Below are 19,808 nucleotides of genomic sequence, written 5' to 3' on the forward strand. Positions count from 1 at the left end.
AAAGACCTGCAAAAAAAACGGGCCCCATGGGGCCCGCCAAACGTCGCTTTGGGGACGACGAGGAGACACTCACCTCCAAGCGAGAACGGCCATTCTTCAGGCTACGGCGCGGAAAGCGAAGCACGGAATCCGCATACGCTGAGACGCTTTTGTTCTTTGGCATCTGCGGGCGCACGCGACAGGTTGCGGCCGGCCTGCCACCTGCACATCAAATCAGCGGCAGTTCGATCGCAATGCGAAGTCCGCCCAACGGCGATGCCGAGGCAGTGATGCGTCCCTCGTGGGCCTCCACGATGTTGCGGCAGATCGCCAATCCCAGGCCGCTTCCGCCGGTCGCACGATTGCGCGACTGTTCGACACGGTAGAAGCGCTCGAACAGCTTCTCCAATTTGTCGTCCGGGACGCCGGGTGCACTGTCCTCGATGACGATGAGCGCGGTGGTGCCGTGCCGGGCGCAGTCGACACGGACCGTGCCGGCACCGTCCGTATAGCGCAGCGAGTTTTCCAGCAGATTGCCGAACAACTGGTGCAGGCGCGCCTCGTCGCCACTGATCGTCAGCGGCACCTGTGCGATCTGCAGCACCAGTTGCAGGGACGCCGCGTCAAGCCGCCGCTGCATGCTTTCGGCCGCCGCCTGGAGCACCGTGACCACATTGAGGGGGGCACGCCGGTATGCCATGGCACCGACATCGCTCAGCGACAGATCGTGCAGGTCGTTGACCAGCTTGCCGAGCCGCTCGACCTCCAGGTGCATGAGGTTTGTCGACTGGATCGAGGATGAGCGAATACCGTCCTGAACGGCCTCGAGTTGCACGCGCAATACCGCGAGCGGCGTTCGCAGTTCATGGGAGATATCTGCCATGAAGCCTCGCCTTGCTCGTTCGGCATGCTCCAGCGTCTGCGCCATGTGGTTGAAGTCACGCGCCAGCGCTCCGAGCTCGTCATGGGCCCCGGCCGCAATGCGCGACGCGAAATCGCCTGCGGCCAGGCGATGCGTGGCCCCAGACATGTCGCGAAGCCGCCGCAACAAGGCGCGCGCCAGGATGAATGTCAGCAACGCTGCCACCAGGACCGACCCGAGCCCGACCATCGTCAAGGCGGTGAATTGGTGTTCGAGAAAGCGCTTGTCATTCTTCGGAAGCACAGCCTCGAACGGCACCGTCGCGACCCAGCCCACCGTCCGTCCCTCGACCACGATGGGAACGCGGATCGAATCCGCGTTGACGTCCGGATTGCCGACCACAACGCGCATCTGCGCATCCAGCAGGCCCACGCGCGCGAGTGCGCCAGACAGATCGGAACTCGCCAACCGAGGCGCAGCATCGCCGCCCGTTTCGCGGAGAAAGGGCAACACCAGGTTCATCCACTCCCGGAAATCGGAGCGCAAGAAATCCCAACTGCCTCGAATGGCATAGGTTTGCTCCAGGCGTGGGACGATCTCTTCCATCCGAGTCCGGCTCTGCTGATTGAGGTAGCTCAGAAAGCCACGTTCCATCACGAGCCGCACGGCAACGGCCTGCACCACGACCACGGCAGCGCACGCAAGCAGAACGAACAGGAAGAGCTTTGCCCTGATGCCGAATTTCATGTGAGCGGACCTGCCGAACGGGCTGCGGGCACGGGTGCTCCGTCCCGTGTCTCCTTATTTCTATACACTGATGATCATTATTGATTGCCAGGCCGCGGGGGTCAAGCAATTTCGATACAGCGTTGTCCATTTAATGGGCGGCCGGACGGCATGAAATTTCCGCTGTCGCATGGCGCCATGCGAGACATCCACCCATCGACCGAGACTGGGGACTCCGCTCAGCGAACGCTCGCCTTGGCACGCTGGCGCAGCGGCCGCGCAATGGCTCAGAAGCGCAACCGCAACTAGGAGGCGCAGGTGTAATTGGCAGCCAACTTCGAAGCTGCCGCATCATTGGCGGGACCTGTGTATCGCGGATACTGCGGGTACTGGCACAGAGGCCGGCTCAGGACAACCGCGTCTTCTGCATCGCGCTTCTCCGCGGCCAAGGTGGCAGGGGCCTTGCTTTTCGTCACCCATTGGTCAAGGGCTGTCAGCAGATCCGACGAATCGGCACCCGGCCCTCCGGCGCAGTGGTTGACCCCCGGCGCGACGTAGAAACGCGTTGATGCGTCAGCGGCCGCAGCGCCCACCGAACTGCGCATATTGCCGTAGTACTCGATGGTCGATTTCACGCTGAGAGCGGAATCATTCCCGCCGTGCCACAGGATCAGCTTGCCGCCGCTGTTGATGAACGGTCGAATGTCCGCGTTGGTCGCGTCATTGAGCGCGGCCATGGCATAGAGTGCATTCTGATTCTGATCCCAAGGCGTGTAGGCCAGAGAACTGACCGTCCTGTCGCGGGCCAGATAGTTCTTGACCGTTGTGTCCTGAAACAGGAATTGCAGCGCTGCGGCGAAATTGCCGTCGCCCGTGAGCCATGTCCGCCAGGCGCCCGGGTCGTCCTCGTTTCCTGTCAGGTTCCAACCGGCGTTCCGGAAGCTGGCGCTACCCGTGAAGCTTGCTTCCGTGGTCCAGGACGCCACCACGTCGAGTTGTGCGTCCGACAGGCAGCTGTCACCCGTATCGGTTCCGCCGGCGCAGCGCAGGGCGGCCACATTGACGAGCGCCGGCGTGCATGCGGCCTGGTTCGACACCACGCCGTCGGTGACCCCGTCGAGCCCATCGCAAGCGTCTCGCACATGCTTGCTCAGAAGCGCCGTCTTCGCCGCGGAGAAGGCACCGCCAGGCGCGGCGAGGGCCCTGGAATTTCGGTTGAAGGCGCCCATGAACCCGACCCAGTTGTACGCGGGTGCACGTGCGATGACGCCATCGAAAAGGTTCGGCGAGCGTTGCACCGCCATCAATGCTTCCCGCCCGCCATTGGAGCAGCCCTCGAAGTACGACTTTGCCGGTGGCGCCCCATAGGCAGCCGCCAGGGTCTCGGTCGCCGTCGACATCACGGTGGGTACCGAGAGGCTGCCGAACAATTGGGCCGCAAAGGTATCGGTCAACGCGAAGTCCGCGCTCAAGGCATTGTCCTGATGCCCCGAGTCGCTCGCAACGACCGCATAGCCTTGGCCCAGGGGCGCCGCGGAAGGTGGTGAAATGGCGCCGTTGTAGCCGCCTCCCCCTTGGTAGTAAAGCTTGCCGTTCCATGCCTCCGGCAGAGAGATCTGGAAGTTCAACGCGGGTGATATGGTGCCGGTCACCTTGCAGTACACGGGAACGTTGGTCGTCGCAGCCACCATGACGGCCGTGAGCGCAGCGCCCGCTACGGTTTTTCCGGTCAGGTCGCTGCAGGCCTTCTGAGCCGTCACAGCCGGTGCGGATGGAGGACTTTCGGGTTGTGCAGCTGGGGGGCCAGGGAGCAGCAGCGGGAACGCGCCGCCGTTGTCGGAGCCGCCGCCGCAAGCTGCCAGCATCGCCACGCTGACGGCAGCAGCGTGAAGCTTCGCGCGAGCCAAGGGTGCCTTTGGGGAGAAGAAGTGCATGTCTCTATCCTTTATCAGTTTTCAGCCTGCGCACCGCAACGAGATGGAGCGATGCCCAGGAGATTCTGAAAGGCGAGACCTTGGCCAACTGTTCCGGGACAGACATTCAGCCCACTGATTTCTAAGGAGAAACCCTCCGGTTTCGATGCACGGCAGCCGTGTTACGGGTACTTGGCAAGTGCTTGCCTGTCCATCACGGTGATGTAGCCGTAGCCCCGCTGAATGAGGCCCGCGGTTTCCAGTTCGGTCAACGCGATGTTGACCCGCTGGCGCGAGATGCCGACGAGCAAGCCGATCTCCTCCTGGTTGATCCGCAGCGTCGAGTCGGTGTTCGGATAGAGCACTGGATGAAAGAGGCTGGAGATGCCACGCGCCACGCGCGCCGTCGGTTCGAGCAGTCGATCAAACTTCACCATCGCGATGAATTGTCCAAGCCGCTCGTTCAGATGCGAAAGCATGAAATGGTTGAACGGGATGCTTCGATCGAGCAACCATGAGAACGTGGTCCTCGGCAGATGGACGGTGATGGTCGGTCGCGTCGCCATGATCTCGTACTTGCGCTGCTCTGGCTTCAGGAGCGACCCTTCGCCGATCCACCCGCTGGCGGCAACCCCGGTGAACATGATCAGGCGACCGTCCACCGTGGTGTCCTGAACACGCAGGAAGCCCTCCAGCACTCCGATCCAGCTGTCGGCGATCTCGTCGCGTTGGCACACATAGGAGTGCGCTTCATGGTGTCGAACGTACAGGGCCTCGAACGCTTTCGTTCGTTCTGCCTGCGTCAGGGCACGCGGCCAGATGCATCGTTCAAAGAAAGCGCTCAGATCCTTGGCAGGCAACATCTGTCACCACCCAACGACACGGGCGAAGACCAAACCAGATCGAGCTCTCATTGCATATTTCCCTCAGGCTTGCGAATCCTATGAACATAGGCTCGTCGCGTTTGTTGCGCGAAGGACATTTGGGCCCTTAGACCGCGGGGACATACCCTGACGAGGCGACGGTGCTGGGACTCGATGGCGACAAACGCCTGCCATCCTTGGCCGGAACGAAATCGGCAGCAACGCCGTCGAGGCGTACTTGCATATCCATTTGCAGCCCTAAAAAAACTTACAAATGTGAACGATTTCGCATTCGTTGAGGGAATGCAAAGTGCACTTGAAATAGTGCAAGTCCATTGCATTAGAGTCCGGCTCGTTCCAGGGAGTACAAGAGCACCGGCCACACCGGTGCCGCAGGCGCAGTTCAAGCAAGCGCGCTATTTGTTGCCGGGGACTCAGGCCATGAACAGGATTTTTCGCGTCGTTTCGAACGACGTTCTCGCCCTTTGGGCCGTTGCATCCGAACGCGGACGCGCCCACGCGAGATCAACCGCCGCCAAGGTGGACGGTGGCCTCGCGCCCCCTGCAGGCACTGCGGTGATGGTGATCCCAGGCACGACGGTCAGCACAGGCAACAACGCTGGCGCCGACATCGCCTTTTCTATGAAGTGAACTGCTGCCCTCCTCCAGGAGCGGGTTCGATGGGCTCATGTTGTCCGGCGCCATTGCGATCCGTCTTTTCTCCTCAGCCGTCACCGGCGTATCAGTTCATCTTTCCCCAGCGGTCCGATCGATGAGGTCCAGTCCACGGGCGGGTCAATTTTCGGCCGGCGCCAACAGCGCTCTTGGCCCAACCGACCCTCTACCGGCTCGACTCAAACCGTTCGGTTCTTGCGGGGAATCATTCAAAGAATCAAAGTACTATGATTTTCAGCGACGATAGCAGCGGCTTCGCGTTCTCTTGCGAAGACGCCAAGATGTCCATCTGCGCAAGCACGTGGAACAAGCGCCTATCGCAAATTGCGCGCGTCATCGGCCCCGTCTTGATAATGACCGGATCACTTCCGGACCCGGATTACATCTCTCACACCTTGGGCAAGCGCCCGCGAGACATATTCATCATTGCAAACACCGACGCGCAGAAGGAAGCGAGGGTGCTTAAGCTCCGCTTCCCCGATGTACGCATGGCACTGCATCGCAACAACAACGCCAAAGTGGTGCTGGTGGCGCCGGACACGGTTTGGGTATCCAGTGCGGACTTCGGCAAGACAACACGGATAGAGTCTGCTGTCGGTCTGCATTCAAGCGTCGTGTTCAAGAAGACCCGGGAGTCCCTTTTCAATAGGGTATGGGCGGAGGCAACCGAGATCGCATGATTTGCTCCATTGGCGTTGCACGCGGCGGTCTATTGATCGAGCGCCGCTGTCAACACCTGCCGAGCAGAAATATGAATGCGACCAACGGACTCTCTATTAAAATACTCCATGCACCGTCCAGTAGTTACATTTTGAAATTCGACGCTTCCAACCTCCAATGAACTCAAAACGCAAACTGCTGCTTGGCGTCGCGCTCCTGTCAGGTTGGATGGGCCTGGCCTCGGCCCAGGATGCAGATCCAACGAACATGGTTCGCGGCGGCCTGCAGGCCATCCAGATGGTGGATCAGGGCAAGATCGGCGATCTCTGGGACGGCGCCGCGCCCGCGACCAAGAAGCGGGTCGCTCGTCCCGAGTTCGTCCGCCAAGTCGAGGCGTCGCGGTCGCCCCTCGGTGCGGCGCAGCAGCGCACCTGGATCTCGGTCAATCGCCAAATGGTTGCGAACGAAGATCCCGATCTGGCCGGCCAATACGTCAACGTTGAATACGAAACCCGTTTTGCCAACGCCCCCAACCGGGTGGCGCGAGAGATGACGAGCTTTCGCCTCGAACCCAACGGCACGTGGCGCTTGAGCGGCTACGTACTGCGCTAAACCGCCCCCGCCCCCTTCGATCCGCCGCAATCTCCGCGGTGGACCTGCTCGACGAAGCCGCATGGCAGCAGGCAGTCGCAGCACCTCTCCCTCCCCGCTCGCTCGATCGCCCCGCAGCTCTTGAGCCGGGGCTGTAGCCATCGGCGACAGCCCGCACCCGGGCACCTCGCGCGCCAACCAAGACCGGCAGGCAGCTCCTCCTCTGAGGCAGCCGCTCCCCGACCTCGACCCTTCCTCACAGCAACCCGTGCGAGCCGGACACCGTCTTGCGCCGGGTTCCCGGGTCTGCCGAGCGCGCAACGCGCTCCAATTCAGTGCGCCGCCATCTTAAAAAATACTCGACATTAACTTTCAATCTTTTGACATCGGAGAGAAATGAAACATTTAAAAACTTAGTGTTACTATTGATGCTGAACCTTCAATAGGAATTTAATAATACCCCTTTTCAAGTAATGAGGTAGGCGCTTTTTTGAATAGTAAATTCTTGGTACTACCCATAGAACAGCATCGATAAAGATCCTCAATTTTGCGCTTCCTTTCTTGACGCTAATTCACCACACGCCAGTTGCACTTCATTGCTTTCTCTTAAGATTCGCCCCAAAAATGTTTCCGCTTAATTGCAATTGATGTCGTCGTGTTGCAATTATTTCTAAAGGTTTCATTGGCACAGGCCGTCCGTGGACACCGCTGCCGTGAAGCAAGGCTTTTGGCGTCTCAACAATCGAGGAAAAATGCATGAATAAGTCGTACCGCAGCATCTGGAATGAGGCATTGGGCGCCTGGGTGGCCGCCTCGGAGCTCGCATCGAGCCGGGGCAAGAAAGGTTCTTCGCGTGCCCTGGCGAGCGGCCCGGATGTCGAGGCATCGGGGCCGGCGGACACCTCGAGAGTCCACGTCAAGTTCGCCAGGATCGTGGCCGCGCTGGTGGCGATGGGCGGGATGGGTTGGGCCTCGTCGGTCCAGGCACAGGTGAACTGCAGTGCGGCGCCCTACAACTTCTACAACGGCAGCTCGACGTGCGTGGGTTTTCAGTCCCAAGCGACTCTCGCCGGAGCCACTGCAATAGGTTTTAACGCCTTAAGTGCGGGGATAAATGCCACGACTCTCGGCTACGGCGCCATTGCCTCTGCGACCAATGCCCTTTACCTGGGTGCGCGCGCGGCCCCCGGGACAGGTGCATTGGCCGAGAGCGCCATTGCAATCGGTACAGACGTGACTTCCAGCGGCGAGGGGTCCATCGGCATCGGTGTGCAGTCGCAAGCAACCGGAAAATTCGGCATTGCCCTTGGAGTGCAAGCCATTGGCACGGCGCAAGGCGTGGTCGCAGTGGGCGGCGGTGCCACGAGTTCGGGATTCAATGGTGTGTCTGTTGGCGCCGGAGCCACTGCCACCGGAGTCAACTCGATTTATCTCGGCGCTCGCACCGCTGCCGGGACGGGTGCATTGGCCGAAAGCGCCATTGCAATCGGCACAGACGTGAATGCTAGCGGGCTCCGGGCCACTGCCGTTGGCTTCCAAGCCTTGGCCACCGGCGCATCAGCCACCGCCCTTGGGGCGACCGCTCAGGCGGTCGGGGGCGGCACCGTTGCGATCGGCCAGGGGGCCGGTGCGGCCTCGACGAGTGCCAATACGGGTTCGGTCGCGGTGGGTATTGCCTCGGGACAATTTGTCTCTGGCGCGCAGAACACCGCCATCGGCGGTGGCGTTGAGAGCGTGATCCGGGGCGCGGGTTCGGGCGTCACGGGCACGCGCAACGTCGCCTTCGGCACGGGCGACGGCTCGATAACCTACGCCGGGACCTTGAAGGCTGCGGCAGGCAGCCTGGTCAGCGGCAACGACAATATCGCGATCGGCACCAACGCCGGCATCGGCGTCGCGGCCAGCGCGACGACGTCGATCGGCTTGAATGCGAATGCGACCGCGATATCTGCAGTCGCGGTAGGTACCGGCACGGTCGCTAGCAACGTCAATGCGGTCGCGCTGGGAGCTGCCGCCACTGCCACCGCCGCTGGCGCCAGCGCGTTGGGCACTTTCGCCAATGCCTCGGGAGCGAACTCCACAGCGGTCGGTGTCAGCGCCACCGCCGGTGCCGAGTTTGCATTCGCCGGCGGTTGGGGGAGCAAAGCACTCGGGCTGCGCAGCGTCGCCCTTGGCTTCCAAGCAAACACGGCCGCGATCGCGGTGGATGCGATTGCGCAAGGTAACAGTGCTTTTGCAGGCGACCAGAATGCCATCGCAATCGGCTTCCAATCGGTGGCTTCCAAGATAAATTCCATCAATCTTGGCGCAAGCACGCTTGTGGGAGCGGGTGCCACGGCGCAGGGCGCTGTCGCCATCGGCACGGATGTGACGGCCTCGAAGGATCGCGCTGTCGCAATGGGTATCGTAAGCCGGGCAACCGGCCTGGATGCCGTAGCCATCGGTACCCGGGCCACCGCAGCTGCCGACAACGCCACCGCACTCGGCTCGGGCGGAACCGACGCCGCGACCGCCGTGCGCGCTTCGGGCACCGGTTCAGTGGCGCTGGGCGGCAACACGACCGCGGGCGCCAACGCCGCGGGCACAAATGCCATCGCCATCGGTGGCGAGTCGTCCGCCACCCAAACGGAGGCGATCGCCATGGGCCGCCTGGCCACCGCCTCGGCCTCGAACACCATCGCGGTCGGCAGCAATGCGCGCGCCGATTCGGCCGAAGCCGTGGCGATCGGCACCAACGCAACGGCAACCGGCGGCAAGTCTGTCTCCATCGGCTCCGGCAACACCGCCTACGGCAACGGCGCCGTGGCCATCGGCGACCCAAGCTTTTCCAGTGGTACCGGCGCGTTCGTCGGTGGCGCGGACAACATCGCCAACAGCGACGGCACGGCGAGCGCAACAGCCGCCAACCAGGCCAACGGCGCAGTAGCCATCGGCAATGCCAACAAGGCGATCGGCCAAGGCAGCGTGGCACTGGGCAACGGTTCCACCGCCGGCGCCGTCGGCATCGCGGGCAATGTGGCGATCGGCGACGGCGCCACGGCGACCGTGAGTGCGGGCGATGTGGCGCTGGGCTCTGGCTCGGTGACGGCAGCGGCCGTGGGCACGCCCGGCGTGACCATTGCGGGGACGCCCTATACCTTCCAGGGAACGAACCCGGCCAGCACGGTGAGCGTGGGCAGCGTCGGCGCCGAGCGCACCATCACCAACGTGGCGGCGGGGCGCATCAGCGGCACCAGCACCGATGCCATCAATGGCAGCCAGCTGTTCGCCACCAACAGCGCCATTGATGCGGTGAGCACCGTCGCCAACGCGGGCTGGAACGTGACCACGGCAGCCACCGGCACCGGCACTGCGACGGGCACCACGGTGCAGAACATTGCACCGGGCGGCACGGCCACCTACACGGCGGGCAACAACATCGCCATCACGCAAAACGGTGCGGAAGTGCAGATTGCCACCAGCATGACGCCGACCTTCACCAGCGTGACCAGCACCAACTTGACGGCCACCGGCCCGACCACGCTCACCGGCGGCACCACCATTGGCGGCAGCCTGACGCTGAACCCGGCCACCACGGTGAACATGGGCGGCAATGTCATCACCAATGTGGCACCCGGCGTGGCCGGCACCGATGCGACGAACGTGAACCAGCTGAACGCAGTGAGCGCTGTGGCCAACGCCGGCTGGAATGTGACCACGGCGGCCACCGGCACCGGCACTGCGACGGGCACCACGGTGCAGAACATTGCACCGGGCGGCACGGCCACCTACACGGCGGGCAACAACATCGCCATCACGCAAAACGGTGCGGAAGTGCAGATTGCCACCAGCATGACGCCGACCTTCACCAGCGTGACCAGCACCAACTTGACGGCCACCGGCCCGACCACGCTCACCGGCGGCACCACCATTGGCGGCAGCCTGACGCTGAACCCGGCCACCACGGTGAACATGGGCGGCAATGTCATCACCAATGTGGCACCCGGCGTGGCCGGCACCGATGCGACGAACGTGAACCAGCTGAACGCAGTGAGCGCTGTGGCCAACGCCGGCTGGAATGTGACCACGGCGGCCACTGGCACCGGCACTGCGACGGGCACCACGGTGCAGAACATCGCACCGGGGGGCACGGCCACCTACACGGCGGGCAACAACATCGCCATCACGCAGAACGGCGCTGAAGTCCAGATCGCAACCTCGGCAACACCGAGCTTCACCAGCGTGACCACGGGCAACAGCACGCTGAACACCAACGGCCTGACCATCACCGGCGGGCCGAGCGTGACCAGCACGGGCATCAATGCCGGCAACACCGTCATCACCAACGTGGCACCCGGCGTGGCCGGCACCGATGCGACGAACGTGAACCAGCTGAACGCAGTGAGCGCTGTCGCCAATGCGGGCTGGAACACCACGACGGCCGCGACGGGCACCGGCACGGTCTCTGGCACCAGCGTGGCCAATGTGGCACCCGGTGCCACGGTGACGACGACGGCGGGCAACAACATCGCCATCACGCAGAACGGCGCCAATCTGACCATCGCGACCAACCCCGACCTGGTGGCCACCAGCCTGACCACGGGCAACAGTGTGCTCAACACCAACGGCCTGACTATCACAGGTGGGCCGAGCGTGACCAGCACGGGCATCAATGCCGGCAACACCGTCATCACCAACGTGGCACCCGGCGTGGCCGGCACCGATGCGACGAACGTGAACCAGCTGAACGCAGTGAGCGCTGTCGCCAATGCGGGCTGGAACACCACGACGGCCGCGACGGGCACCGGCACGGTCTCTGGCACCAGCGTGGCCAATGTGGCACCCGGTGCCACGGTGACGACGACGGCGGGCAACAACATCGCCATCACGCAGAACGGCGCCAATCTGACCATCGCGACCAACCCCGACCTGGTGGCCACCAGCCTGACCACGGGCAACAGCGTGCTCAACACCAATGGCCTGACCATTACTGGTGGCCCGAGCGTGACGAGCACGGGCATCAACGCCGGCAACGCCGTCCTCACCAACGTGGCGCCTGGCGTAGCTGGCACCGACGGGGTCAACGTGAACCAGCTGACCGCGGTCAGCGACGTGGCCAATGCCGGCTGGAACACCACGACGGCTGCGACGGGCACCGGCACGGTCTCTGGCACCAGCGTGGCCAACGTGGCACCCGGCGCCACGGTGACGACGACGGCGGGCAACAACATCGCCATCACGCAGAACGGCACCAACCTGACGATTGCCACCAACCCGGACCTGGTGGCCACCAGCCTGACCACGGGCAACACGACCGTCAACAACACCGGCCTGACCATCACCGGCGGGCCGAGCGTGACCAACACGGGCATCAATGCCGGCAACACCGTCATCACCAACGTGGCACCCGGCGTGGCCGGCACCGATGCGACGAACGTGAACCAGCTGAACGCAGTGAGCGCTGTGGCCAACGCCGGCTGGAACACGACGACCGCGGCCACCGGCACCGGCACGGTCTCCGGCACCAGCGTGGCCAACGTGGCACCCGGCGCCACGGTGACGACGACGGCGGGCAACAACATCGCCATCACGCAGAACGGCACCAACCTGACGATTGCCACCAACCCGGACCTGGTGGCCACCAGCCTGACCACGGGCAACACGACCGTCAACAACACCGGCCTGACCATCACCGGCGGGCCGAGCGTGACCAACACGGGCATCAATGCCGGCAACACCGTCATCACCAACGTGGCACCCGGCGTGGCCGGCACCGATGCGACGAACGTGAACCAGCTGAACGCAGTGAGCGCTGTGGCCAACGCCGGCTGGAATGTGACCACGGCGGCCACTGGCACCGGCACTGCGACGGGCACCACGGTGCAGAACATCGCACCGGGGGGCACGGCCACCTACACGGCGGGCAACAACATCGCCATCACGCAGAACGGCGCTGAAGTCCAGATCGCAACCTCGGCAACACCGAGCTTCACCAGCGTGACCACGGGCAACAGCACGCTGAACACCAACGGCCTGACCATCACCGGCGGGCCGAGCGTGACCAGCACGGGCATCAATGCCGGCAACACCGTCATCACCAACGTGGCACCCGGCGTGGCCGGCACCGATGCGACGAACGTGAACCAGCTGAACGCAGTGAGCGCTGTCGCCAATGCGGGCTGGAACACCACGACGGCCGCGACGGGCACCGGCACGGTCTCTGGCACCAGCGTGGCCAATGTGGCACCCGGTGCCACGGTGACGACGACGGCGGGCAACAACATCGCCATCACGCAGAACGGCGCCAATCTGACCATCGCGACCAACCCCGACCTGGTGGCCACCAGCCTGACCACGGGCAACAGTGTGCTCAACACCAACGGCCTGACTATCACAGGTGGGCCGAGCGTGACCAGCACGGGCATCAATGCCGGCAACACCGTCATCACCAACGTGGCACCCGGCGTGGCCGGCACCGATGCGACGAACGTGAACCAGCTGACCACGCTGGGCACGAGCACAGCCTCCTCGCTGGGCGGCACCTCGGCGTACAACCCGGCCACGCAAACCGTGACGGCCGGCTTGGCGGTGGGCGGCACCACCTACACCAACGTGCAGGATGCGCTGACCCAGGTCAACAGCAGCGCCACGGCCGGCTGGAACACCACGACGGCGGCCACCGGCACCGGCACGGTCTCCGGCACCAGCGTGGCCAAGGTGGCACCCGGTGCCACGGTGACGACGACGGCGGGCAACAACATCGCCATCACGCAAAACGGCACCAACCTGACGATTGCCACCAACCCGGATCTGGTGGCCACCAGCTTGACCACGGGCAACAGCGTGCTCAACACCAATGGCCTGACCATTACTGGTGGGCCGAGCGTGACGACGACCGGCATCAACGCCGCGGGCACGACGATCACCAATGTGGCGGCCGGCACCAATGCGACCGACGCGGTGAACGTGGACCAGCTGAACGACATGGTGGCGGCCAACAGGACCAGGTACTACAGCGTGAACGACAACGGGGTGGCCGGGGCCAACGTCAACAACAACGGGGCGCAGGGCATCAACTCCATTGCCGCGGGTGTGGGCGCCAGCACTACCGCCGCGGCCACCGGGGGCGTGGCCATGGGCAACAACGCCGCGGTCAGCAGAGTCAACGGGGTGGCGCTGGGCACCGGTGCGGCGGCGAGCGCCAACGCGGGCGACGTGGCACTGGGCTCGGGCTCGGTGACGGCCGCTGCGGTCGGCACGGCCAGCACCGTGATCAACGGCACGACCTACAACTTCCAGGGCACCACACCGGCGAGCACGGTCAGCGTTGGCGCAGTCGGCGCCGAGCGGACCATCACCAACGTCGCGGCCGGCCGGATCTCCGGCACCTCGACCGATGCCATCAACGGCTCGCAGCTGTTCGCCACCAACCAGTCGATCGAGAATCTCAGCACCACGGTCACGGCCAACAGGATCAGGTACTACAGCGTCAACTCCACCGGCGGGGGCAACGAAGACAACCTCGGTGCCACAGGTGCCGACGCCATCGCGTCGGGCAAGGATGCGAGCGCAACGATTGCCGGCTCGGTGGCCATCGGCTCAGGCGCCGTCTCTGACCGGGCTGTGGCGCCCTCCACCGGCAGCATCCCGGCGGGCAGCTCGTTGATCAGCTACAACACGACCGACCGCACGCTGCTGGGCGCCCTCTCCGTCGGCAGCGCCACCAGCTATCGCCAGATCACCAACGTGGCCGACGGCACGCAGGCGCAGGACGCGGTCACGGTGCGGCAGCTCTCGGGCGCGCTGACGTCCTTCGCGGTCACGCCAACCCTGTACTTCCACGCCAACTCGAGCGCGGCAGACTCGCTGGCCATCGGCGCGGAATCGGTGGCGGTAGGGCCGCAGACGGCGGTCAACGGCGACAACGGCATCGGCATCGGCAACGGCGCGGTGGTGCAGCAGAGCGCGCCGGGCGGGGTGGCGATCGGTCAGGGGGCAACCTCGCACATGGCCGACTCCATCGCCCTGGGCACGCAGTCATCGGCCGCCGCGGTCCAGGGCGTGGCACTGGGTGCGGGCAGCAGCGTGACGCAGGCCGGCGGCGTGGCGCTGGGCGCGGGCTCGGTGGCCTCCACCGCCGCGGGCGTGGCCGGCTACCTGCCGCCCACGGCCACCGACGCACAGCGCATCGCCATCGGCGCCACAACCAGCACGCTGGCAGCGGTGTCCGTGGGCGATGTGGCCAACGGGCAATTCCGCCAGATCACCGGCGTGGCGGCGGGTTCGGCCGACAGCGATGCGGTCAACGTCTCGCAACTGCGAGGCGTGCAGGGCCAGGTGGCGGTGATCGACCAGTCGACCGTCAAGTACGACACCAACCCGGATGGCTCCATCAACTACAACAGCGTGTCCATGGGCGGCAGCAACGCAACCGGACCGGTCACTGTGCACAACGTGGCGCCCGGCGTTGCTGGCACCGATGCGGTCAACGTGAACCAGCTCAACAGCGGCATTGCGGGGGCCAACGCCTACACGGATGCGCGCGTCAATGCCCTCGGCGGCGAGATTCGCAGCATCGCCAAGGATGCCAGCGCGGGCGCAGCCGGTGCGATGGCCATGGCCAACATGCCGCAGGCCTTCATCCCGGGCAAGAGCATGGTGGCCGCGGGTGTCGCGGGCTTCGACGGCCAAGCGGCGCTCGCCATCGGCGTATCGAAACTCTCCGACAACGGGAGGTGGGTCGTGAAGTTCAGCGGCTCGGCCAACTCGCGCGGAAAAGTCGGCGTGGCGGCCGGTGCGGGCTTCCACTGGTAAGCCGTGGCATCAAAGAGGAACAACATCATGACAACGCAATTTCATCGCTTCTCGGCCATTGCAACGGGGGCTGCCGTACTGCTTGTGCTGCAGGGCTGCAGCACCTATGTGAGCAAGGGCATCACCGACGACGGCAAGGCCACGGAAGTGGTCTTTCCGAACATCGACAACGATGCGTGGCTCAAGGAAGGCACGTTCCCGAATCTGGACAATCTGCGCGCCGTGGCCCCCGGCGTCACGAAGGACCAGTTGTACGACCTGCTCGGCCGCCCGCATTTCAGGGAAGGCATTGCGGGTCCGCGCGAGTGGGACTACATCTTCCACTTTCGCAAGGCCGGAGGCGGGGTGACCACATGCCAGTACAAGGCGATCTTCGACAAGGACTACAGGGCGCAGACCTTCCATTGGCTGCCGGCCGGTTGCGGCGACGTGCTGGCGGCTCGTGCGGTGCCGGCGTTCGAACGTCCGATCACCGCAAGCCCGACGGCGCCGCGCCGGACCACGCTGGGTGCCGATGGCCTGTTCCGCTTCGACGGTAGCTCGATGGCAGACCTCTTGCCCCAAGGGCGCCGCAATCTCGAGGCCCTGGCCGGCGACATCCGTGGCAGCTTCAAGGCGACGGATGCCGTCAAGGTGACGGGCCATACAGACCGGCTCGGCAGCCAAGCCTATAACAACGCGCTCTCGCTGGCACGCGCCAACACCGTGCGCGACTATCTCGTACAGGCCGGCGTGCCGGCGCAGAAGATTCAGGTACAAGGCAAGGGCGAATCCGAATCGAAGGTGCACTGCGCACAGACGGCGCGCGCGGACCTGATCGACTGCCTGGCACCGAACCGCCGCGTCGAAATCGAGGTATTCGAAGAACGCTGAGCTTCGACCAGGCTCGCCAAACAGCTGCTGCGCTCGCGCTGGCAGCCAAAGGTGGCATCAATGGCTCAGCGTTGATGGCCGAGGCGGACGCCTCGGCCGCGTTGAAAAGAACTCACGGCTCCACGGTTGCCGATCGCTACTTCAAGGTGGCGCCGCCTCGTGCGAGGTACTGGGCCGACAGGCGCGCAAATTGACCGCCATCGGTGCTGATCGAAGTCTGAACGCTCCCCCCAGGGCTGAAGACGATTGCAAAAGTGTGGGTGTCACCGTACTCCTGGGCGTTGCGCAGCATGTAGTCGACATGGTTGTCTCGATAGTGCAGGTCGGTCCCACCGGGCGTGTCGGATGGCACGCCCATCGGCGTTTGCCACCACAGGATCGGCAGCCCATTGCCCAGGGCAGCGCGATAGTCGGAAATCTGGCGCTGCGACTCGTGGAAGTTCGGGCTGGCGATGTTGCTTGCGTCCCAGTAGAACGGACCGCTTCGGCCCGTGCATTCCGCGGGCGGCGACGGGACCTCCCTGCAGCCCGCGTCGCGGTCGGTCGTCTGGGCGACGATGAAGTCCGCCTGATGCGCCCCGGCCGCCCGCATCTGGGCGCCGATTGCCGCAGGGGTGCCGCTCCAGAATGCGGGCGGGAATCCCACCAGCGCCTTCGGCGCGATCTGCCTCCCCATCTGCACCAGGCATTGGCCGAGGCCCCCGGCGGTGTTGGGCAACCCGCCGCATTCGGGCTGGCTGTTCACGACGGCCGCCAGCCGCGTCGCATCGCGATCGGGCGCCAGCGCCGCAACGAATCCCCAGAAGTCCGGCTCCAGGTTGATCAGAACGGGCGTACCGAGGGCCGCAATGCGCTGGTACATCAGCCGGACATGCGCCAGTAGTTGTTCATGAACTCTTCCCGTGCCACCGCCGCTTTGGCTTTCGCCACCCTGGCTGGCGCCATTGACGCCCTGGCTACCAGTGCTGCCTGCCAGACCGGCCAGCCCGGCGAAGCCCCCACCTTGAGTACCACCGCCGCCGCCGCCTCCACCGCAGCGAAGAGGAGCACCGAAATCATCAGTGCAGAAACGCATCGTCGGGAAAACATGATCATGAAAAACATTTTTTGATTGAAAGAGAATCAGCTGCCGCCGGGGCCGCTTTGCCGGAGACTTGCCGTGGGCATTCATGTCCCACGGCGTCACCGGCCGTGGCACACGGGCCCACGATCCATGCCCACTTCCCGCGAAGGAAGAACACGCGCGTTGACCTCGAAAAGTGACATGGAGCGTCGCTTCGGACTCCGCATGCGACAGTTTTGGCTCGCACTCAGGTGAAGGTCGACAAAAAAGAGATACCGGGGCTCCCGGTTGCCGGCTGCGGCCGGCCGTGCAGCTGCGTGCGAGAAGCGGCTACAACTCGAATATCCGCTCCATGCCCACCCACTTTTCTCCTGCAGGCGTCCAAGGCGTAGGCGCCTGGAACTTCCACATCAGTTCTTCCCAGGCCCGGATCTTCGGATCGTTCCGGGTCGCAGCCGCCATGGCCTCGGCGTCATACCGCGCGTCGTCCGTCTCCATCAGCATCACCATCCGCGTCCCGAGCCGATAGATTTCCATTCCCGTCACGCCATGCGCATGCAGATGCGCGCGCACCTCGGGCCAGATGCTGCGGTGGTAGGCCTCGTACTCGGCGATCAGCGCCGCATCGTCTTTCAGGTCAAGGGCAAGGCAGTGGCGCATGGGTCGTTCGTTCCGGTCGTCGATGAAAAAGAGGACGAGTGAAGAGGGATCAGGTCAACGCCCGATCCAGGTGCGTATACCCGCCGTCCACGAACACCCACTGCCCCGTCGTGTGCGAGGCCTGTTCGGAGAGCAGGAACACCGCGGTGCTTGCAATCTCCTGCGGCGTGGTCATGCGGCGGCCGAGGGGGATCTTGTCGGTGATGGCAGCGAGCTTGCGGTCGGGTTCGTCGAAGGCCGATATCCAGCGCTGGTACAGCGGCGTCATCACCTCGGCCGGTATCACGGCGTTGACGCGCACGCCGTCCGGTGCGAGCGCGGCAGCCCACTCGCGCGTCAGCGACAACTGCGCGCCTTTGGCGGCGCAATAGCCGCTGGTATTGCCCTGCCCCGTCAGCGCCGTCTTCGATGAGACGTTTACGATGGCCCCGCGGCTGGCCTTCAAGTGCGGCAGGCAGAAATGCGCCATCACGTAGTAGTGAACGAGGTTCCGGTCCAGCGATGCGATGAATGCCTCGCGCCCCGCTTCGAGCCCCACGCTGTCATTCACGCCCGCGTTGTTGACCAGCCCGTCGATGCGACCGAACTCCGCGACGGTACTCTCGACGGCCTTGCCGCAAGCTGCCTCTTCCATCAACTCGAACTGGAGAAACCGCGCCCGCGGCTGCAGCCCTCGCAGCTCTTGCTCGAACGCCGCATCCAGCGGATTCTTGCCGCAGATCACCGGCACCGCCCCTTCGCGCGCGAGCGTGAGCGAAATGGCCGCGCCGATGCCGCTGCCGCCGCCGGTGACGAGCACCACCTTGTCTTTCAGATTCAGGTCCATGACTGCGCGATGCCTTTCTATTTTTCCATCTACCCACGGAAGCGATAACGCTCGAGCGATTCGGGCTTCATCGTGATCGAGAAGCCGGCCGCCGTCGGCGGCATGTACGCCGCGCCGCGAATCACGCAAGGGTCGGCGAAGTGTTCATGCAGATGGTCCACATACTCGATCACCCGCCCTTCGCGCGTCCCCGAGATGCACAGGTAATCGATCATCGACAGATGCTGCACGTACTCGCACAGCCCTACGCCGCCGGCATGCGGGCACACGGGCAGCTTGTACTTCGCGGCCATCAGCATCACCGCCAGGATCTCGTTCACACCGCCGAGCCGGCACGAATCGATCTGCACCACGTCGATGGCGCCGCGCATGATGAACTGCTTGAACATGATGCGGTTCTGGCACATCTCGCCCGTGGCCACCTTCACCACCGGCGCGATGCCTTCGCGGATCTTGCGATGGCCTTCGACGTCGTCGGGGCTCGTCGGCTCCTCGATGAACCAGGGCCTGGCGAATGCCAGCTGCCGCACCCAGTCGATCGCCTGGTCGACCTCCCAGACCTGGTTGGCGTCGATCATCAGGTGGCGGTCGGGCCCGAGCACTTCGCGCGCCACGGTCAGCCGGCGGATGTCGTCCTGCAGGTCGCGCCCCACCTTGAGCTTGATGTGGTTGAAGCCCGCATCGACCGCCTCCTGCGCGAGCCGCCGCAGCTTCTCGTCGGAATAGCCGAGCCAGCCGGCCGAGGTGGTATAGCAGGGGTAGCCCTCGGCTTGCAGCGTGGCGATGCGCCCGGCCTTGCCGACGGCCGCCTCGCGCAGCAGCGCAAGCGCTTCTTCGGGCGTGACGCAATCCGTGATGTAGCGAAAGTCGATGCAGCGCACCAGCGCCTCGGGGCTCATGTCCGCCACCAGCTGCCACACCGGCTTGCCCTCGGACTTGGCCCACAGGTCCCACATCGCATTGACCACGGCGCCGGTTGCGAGGTGAATGGCGCCCTTGTCGGGCCCGATCCAGCGCAGCTGGCTGTCGGAGGTGATGTGCCGCCAGAAGCGGCCCATGTCCTCGGCCACCCACTGCAGATCGAGCCCGACGACCAGGTGACGCATCGCCTCGATGGCCGCGCAGCAGATCTCGTTGCCGCGGCCGATGGTGAAGGTCAGGCCATGGCCTTCGAGCCCCGGCTGGTCGGTCTCCAGCACGACATACGCCGCGGAGTAGTCCGGGTCGGGGTTCATCGCGTCGGAGCCGTCGAGCTGCTGCGAGGTGGGAAAGCGCACGTCCAGGACGCGCATGGATCGGACGATGGTCATGAGGTCTTCGCCGA

General features: G+C 64.5%; 13 protein-coding genes. 5 read left to right on the plus strand and 8 right to left on the minus strand.

The features are described 5' to 3' along the window. Positions 1-208: 208 nt before the first annotated feature. From baeS to ACAM55_RS26205, 3 genes are all read right to left on the minus strand, one after another. Positions 209-1,588 (minus strand): sensor histidine kinase efflux regulator BaeS, encoded by a 1,380-nt coding sequence (gene baeS / locus ACAM55_RS26195; protein WP_369657178.1) that lies wholly within the window; start codon positions 1,586-1,588, stop codon positions 209-211. A 284-nt stretch (positions 1,589-1,872) separates the two neighbouring features. Continuing rightward, complete coding sequence (locus tag ACAM55_RS26200; RefSeq protein WP_369657179.1) at positions 1,873-3,501, minus strand: tannase/feruloyl esterase family alpha/beta hydrolase; 1,629 nt, start codon at positions 3,499-3,501, stop codon at positions 1,873-1,875. Positions 3,502-3,662: 161 nt separating this feature from the next. Next, the gene (locus ACAM55_RS26205; RefSeq protein WP_369657180.1) at positions 3,663-4,343 is read right to left on the minus strand and encodes a Crp/Fnr family transcriptional regulator; all 681 of its coding nucleotides are present in this window, start codon (positions 4,341-4,343) and stop codon (positions 3,663-3,665) included. Positions 4,344-4,730: 387 nt separating this feature from the next. Between ACAM55_RS26205 and ACAM55_RS26210 the strand changes: the two genes are divergently transcribed. From ACAM55_RS26210 to ACAM55_RS26230, 5 genes are all read left to right on the plus strand, one after another. Next, positions 4,731-4,994 carry an ESPR-type extended signal peptide-containing protein gene (locus tag ACAM55_RS26210; RefSeq protein WP_369657181.1) on the plus strand — a complete coding sequence of 88 codons (264 nt, stop codon included), beginning with the start codon at positions 4,731-4,733 and terminating at the stop codon, positions 4,992-4,994. 251 nt (positions 4,995-5,245) lie between these two features. Then, positions 5,246-5,698, plus strand: a complete 453-nt coding sequence (locus ACAM55_RS26215) for a hypothetical protein (protein ID WP_369657182.1) — start codon at positions 5,246-5,248, stop codon at positions 5,696-5,698. Between the two features lie 157 nt (positions 5,699-5,855). After that, positions 5,856-6,290 (plus strand): DUF4019 domain-containing protein, encoded by a 435-nt coding sequence (locus ACAM55_RS26220; protein ID WP_369657183.1) that lies wholly within the window; start codon positions 5,856-5,858, stop codon positions 6,288-6,290. A 735-nt stretch (positions 6,291-7,025) separates the two neighbouring features. Continuing rightward, positions 7,026-15,062, plus strand: a complete 8,037-nt coding sequence (locus ACAM55_RS26225; protein ID WP_369657184.1) for an ESPR-type extended signal peptide-containing protein — start codon at positions 7,026-7,028, stop codon at positions 15,060-15,062. A 27-nt stretch (positions 15,063-15,089) separates the two neighbouring features. Continuing rightward, positions 15,090-15,935, plus strand: coding sequence for an OmpA family protein (locus ACAM55_RS26230; protein WP_369657185.1), 846 nt, complete (start codon positions 15,090-15,092; stop codon positions 15,933-15,935). A 136-nt stretch (positions 15,936-16,071) separates the two neighbouring features. Here ACAM55_RS26230 and ACAM55_RS26235 read toward each other — a convergent pair whose 3' ends face one another. The 5 genes from ACAM55_RS26235 to ACAM55_RS26255 all read right to left on the minus strand — a co-directional run bounded on the left by ACAM55_RS26235 (position 16,072) and on the right by ACAM55_RS26255 (position 19,794). Further along, positions 16,072-16,797, minus strand: coding sequence for a hypothetical protein (locus tag ACAM55_RS26235; protein WP_369657186.1), 726 nt, complete (start codon positions 16,795-16,797; stop codon positions 16,072-16,074). Beyond that, positions 16,797-17,039: a hypothetical protein gene (locus ACAM55_RS26240; protein WP_369657187.1), complete on the minus strand. Its 243-nt coding sequence runs from the start codon at positions 17,037-17,039 to the stop codon at positions 16,797-16,799. The genes ACAM55_RS26235 and ACAM55_RS26240 overlap by 1 nt, the downstream gene beginning before the upstream one ends. 289 nt (positions 17,040-17,328) lie before the next feature. Continuing rightward, a complete protein-coding gene (locus ACAM55_RS26245; RefSeq protein WP_369657188.1) occupies positions 17,329-17,658 on the minus strand; it encodes an L-rhamnose mutarotase in 330 nt (109 codons plus the stop codon). A gap of 49 nt (positions 17,659-17,707) precedes the next feature. Then, positions 17,708-18,484 (minus strand): SDR family oxidoreductase, encoded by a 777-nt coding sequence (locus ACAM55_RS26250; protein WP_369657189.1) that lies wholly within the window; start codon positions 18,482-18,484, stop codon positions 17,708-17,710. Between the two features lie 29 nt (positions 18,485-18,513). Next, on the minus strand, positions 18,514-19,794 hold the full coding sequence (locus tag ACAM55_RS26255) for an L-fuconate dehydratase (protein WP_369657190.1): 1,281 nt from the start codon (positions 19,792-19,794) through the stop codon (positions 18,514-18,516). Positions 19,795-19,808: the final 14 nt, after the last annotated feature.

Origin of the sequence: Variovorax sp. V213 (assembly GCF_041154455.1) — a bacterium.
GTDB lineage: Bacteria > Pseudomonadota > Gammaproteobacteria > Burkholderiales > Burkholderiaceae_C > Variovorax.

Bases quoted from the DNA above. Each gene is read 5' to 3' on its own strand.
- baeS (WP_369657178.1), bottom strand. From the start codon at position 1,588: ATGAAATTCGGCATCAGGGCAAAGCTCTTCCTGTTCGTTCTGCTTGCG.
- ACAM55_RS26200 (WP_369657179.1), bottom strand. From the start codon at position 3,501: ATGCACTTCTTCTCCCCAAAGGCACCCTTGGCTCGCGCGAAGCTTCAC.
- ACAM55_RS26205 (WP_369657180.1), bottom strand. From the start codon at position 4,343: ATGTTGCCTGCCAAGGATCTGAGCGCTTTCTTTGAACGATGCATCTGG.
- ACAM55_RS26215 (WP_369657182.1), top strand. From the start codon at position 5,246: ATGATTTTCAGCGACGATAGCAGCGGCTTCGCGTTCTCTTGCGAAGAC.
- ACAM55_RS26220 (WP_369657183.1), top strand. From the start codon at position 5,856: ATGAACTCAAAACGCAAACTGCTGCTTGGCGTCGCGCTCCTGTCAGGT.
- ACAM55_RS26225 (WP_369657184.1), top strand. From the start codon at position 7,026: ATGAATAAGTCGTACCGCAGCATCTGGAATGAGGCATTGGGCGCCTGG.
- ACAM55_RS26230 (WP_369657185.1), top strand. From the start codon at position 15,090: ATGACAACGCAATTTCATCGCTTCTCGGCCATTGCAACGGGGGCTGCC.
- ACAM55_RS26235 (WP_369657186.1), bottom strand. From the start codon at position 16,797: ATGTACCAGCGCATTGCGGCCCTCGGTACGCCCGTTCTGATCAACCTG.
- ACAM55_RS26240 (WP_369657187.1), bottom strand. From the start codon at position 17,039: ATGTTTTTCATGATCATGTTTTCCCGACGATGCGTTTCTGCACTGATG.
- ACAM55_RS26245 (WP_369657188.1), bottom strand. From the start codon at position 17,658: ATGCGCCACTGCCTTGCCCTTGACCTGAAAGACGATGCGGCGCTGATC.
- ACAM55_RS26250 (WP_369657189.1), bottom strand. From the start codon at position 18,484: ATGGACCTGAATCTGAAAGACAAGGTGGTGCTCGTCACCGGCGGCGGC.
- ACAM55_RS26255 (WP_369657190.1), bottom strand. From the start codon at position 19,794: ATGACCATCGTCCGATCCATGCGCGTCCTGGACGTGCGCTTTCCCACC.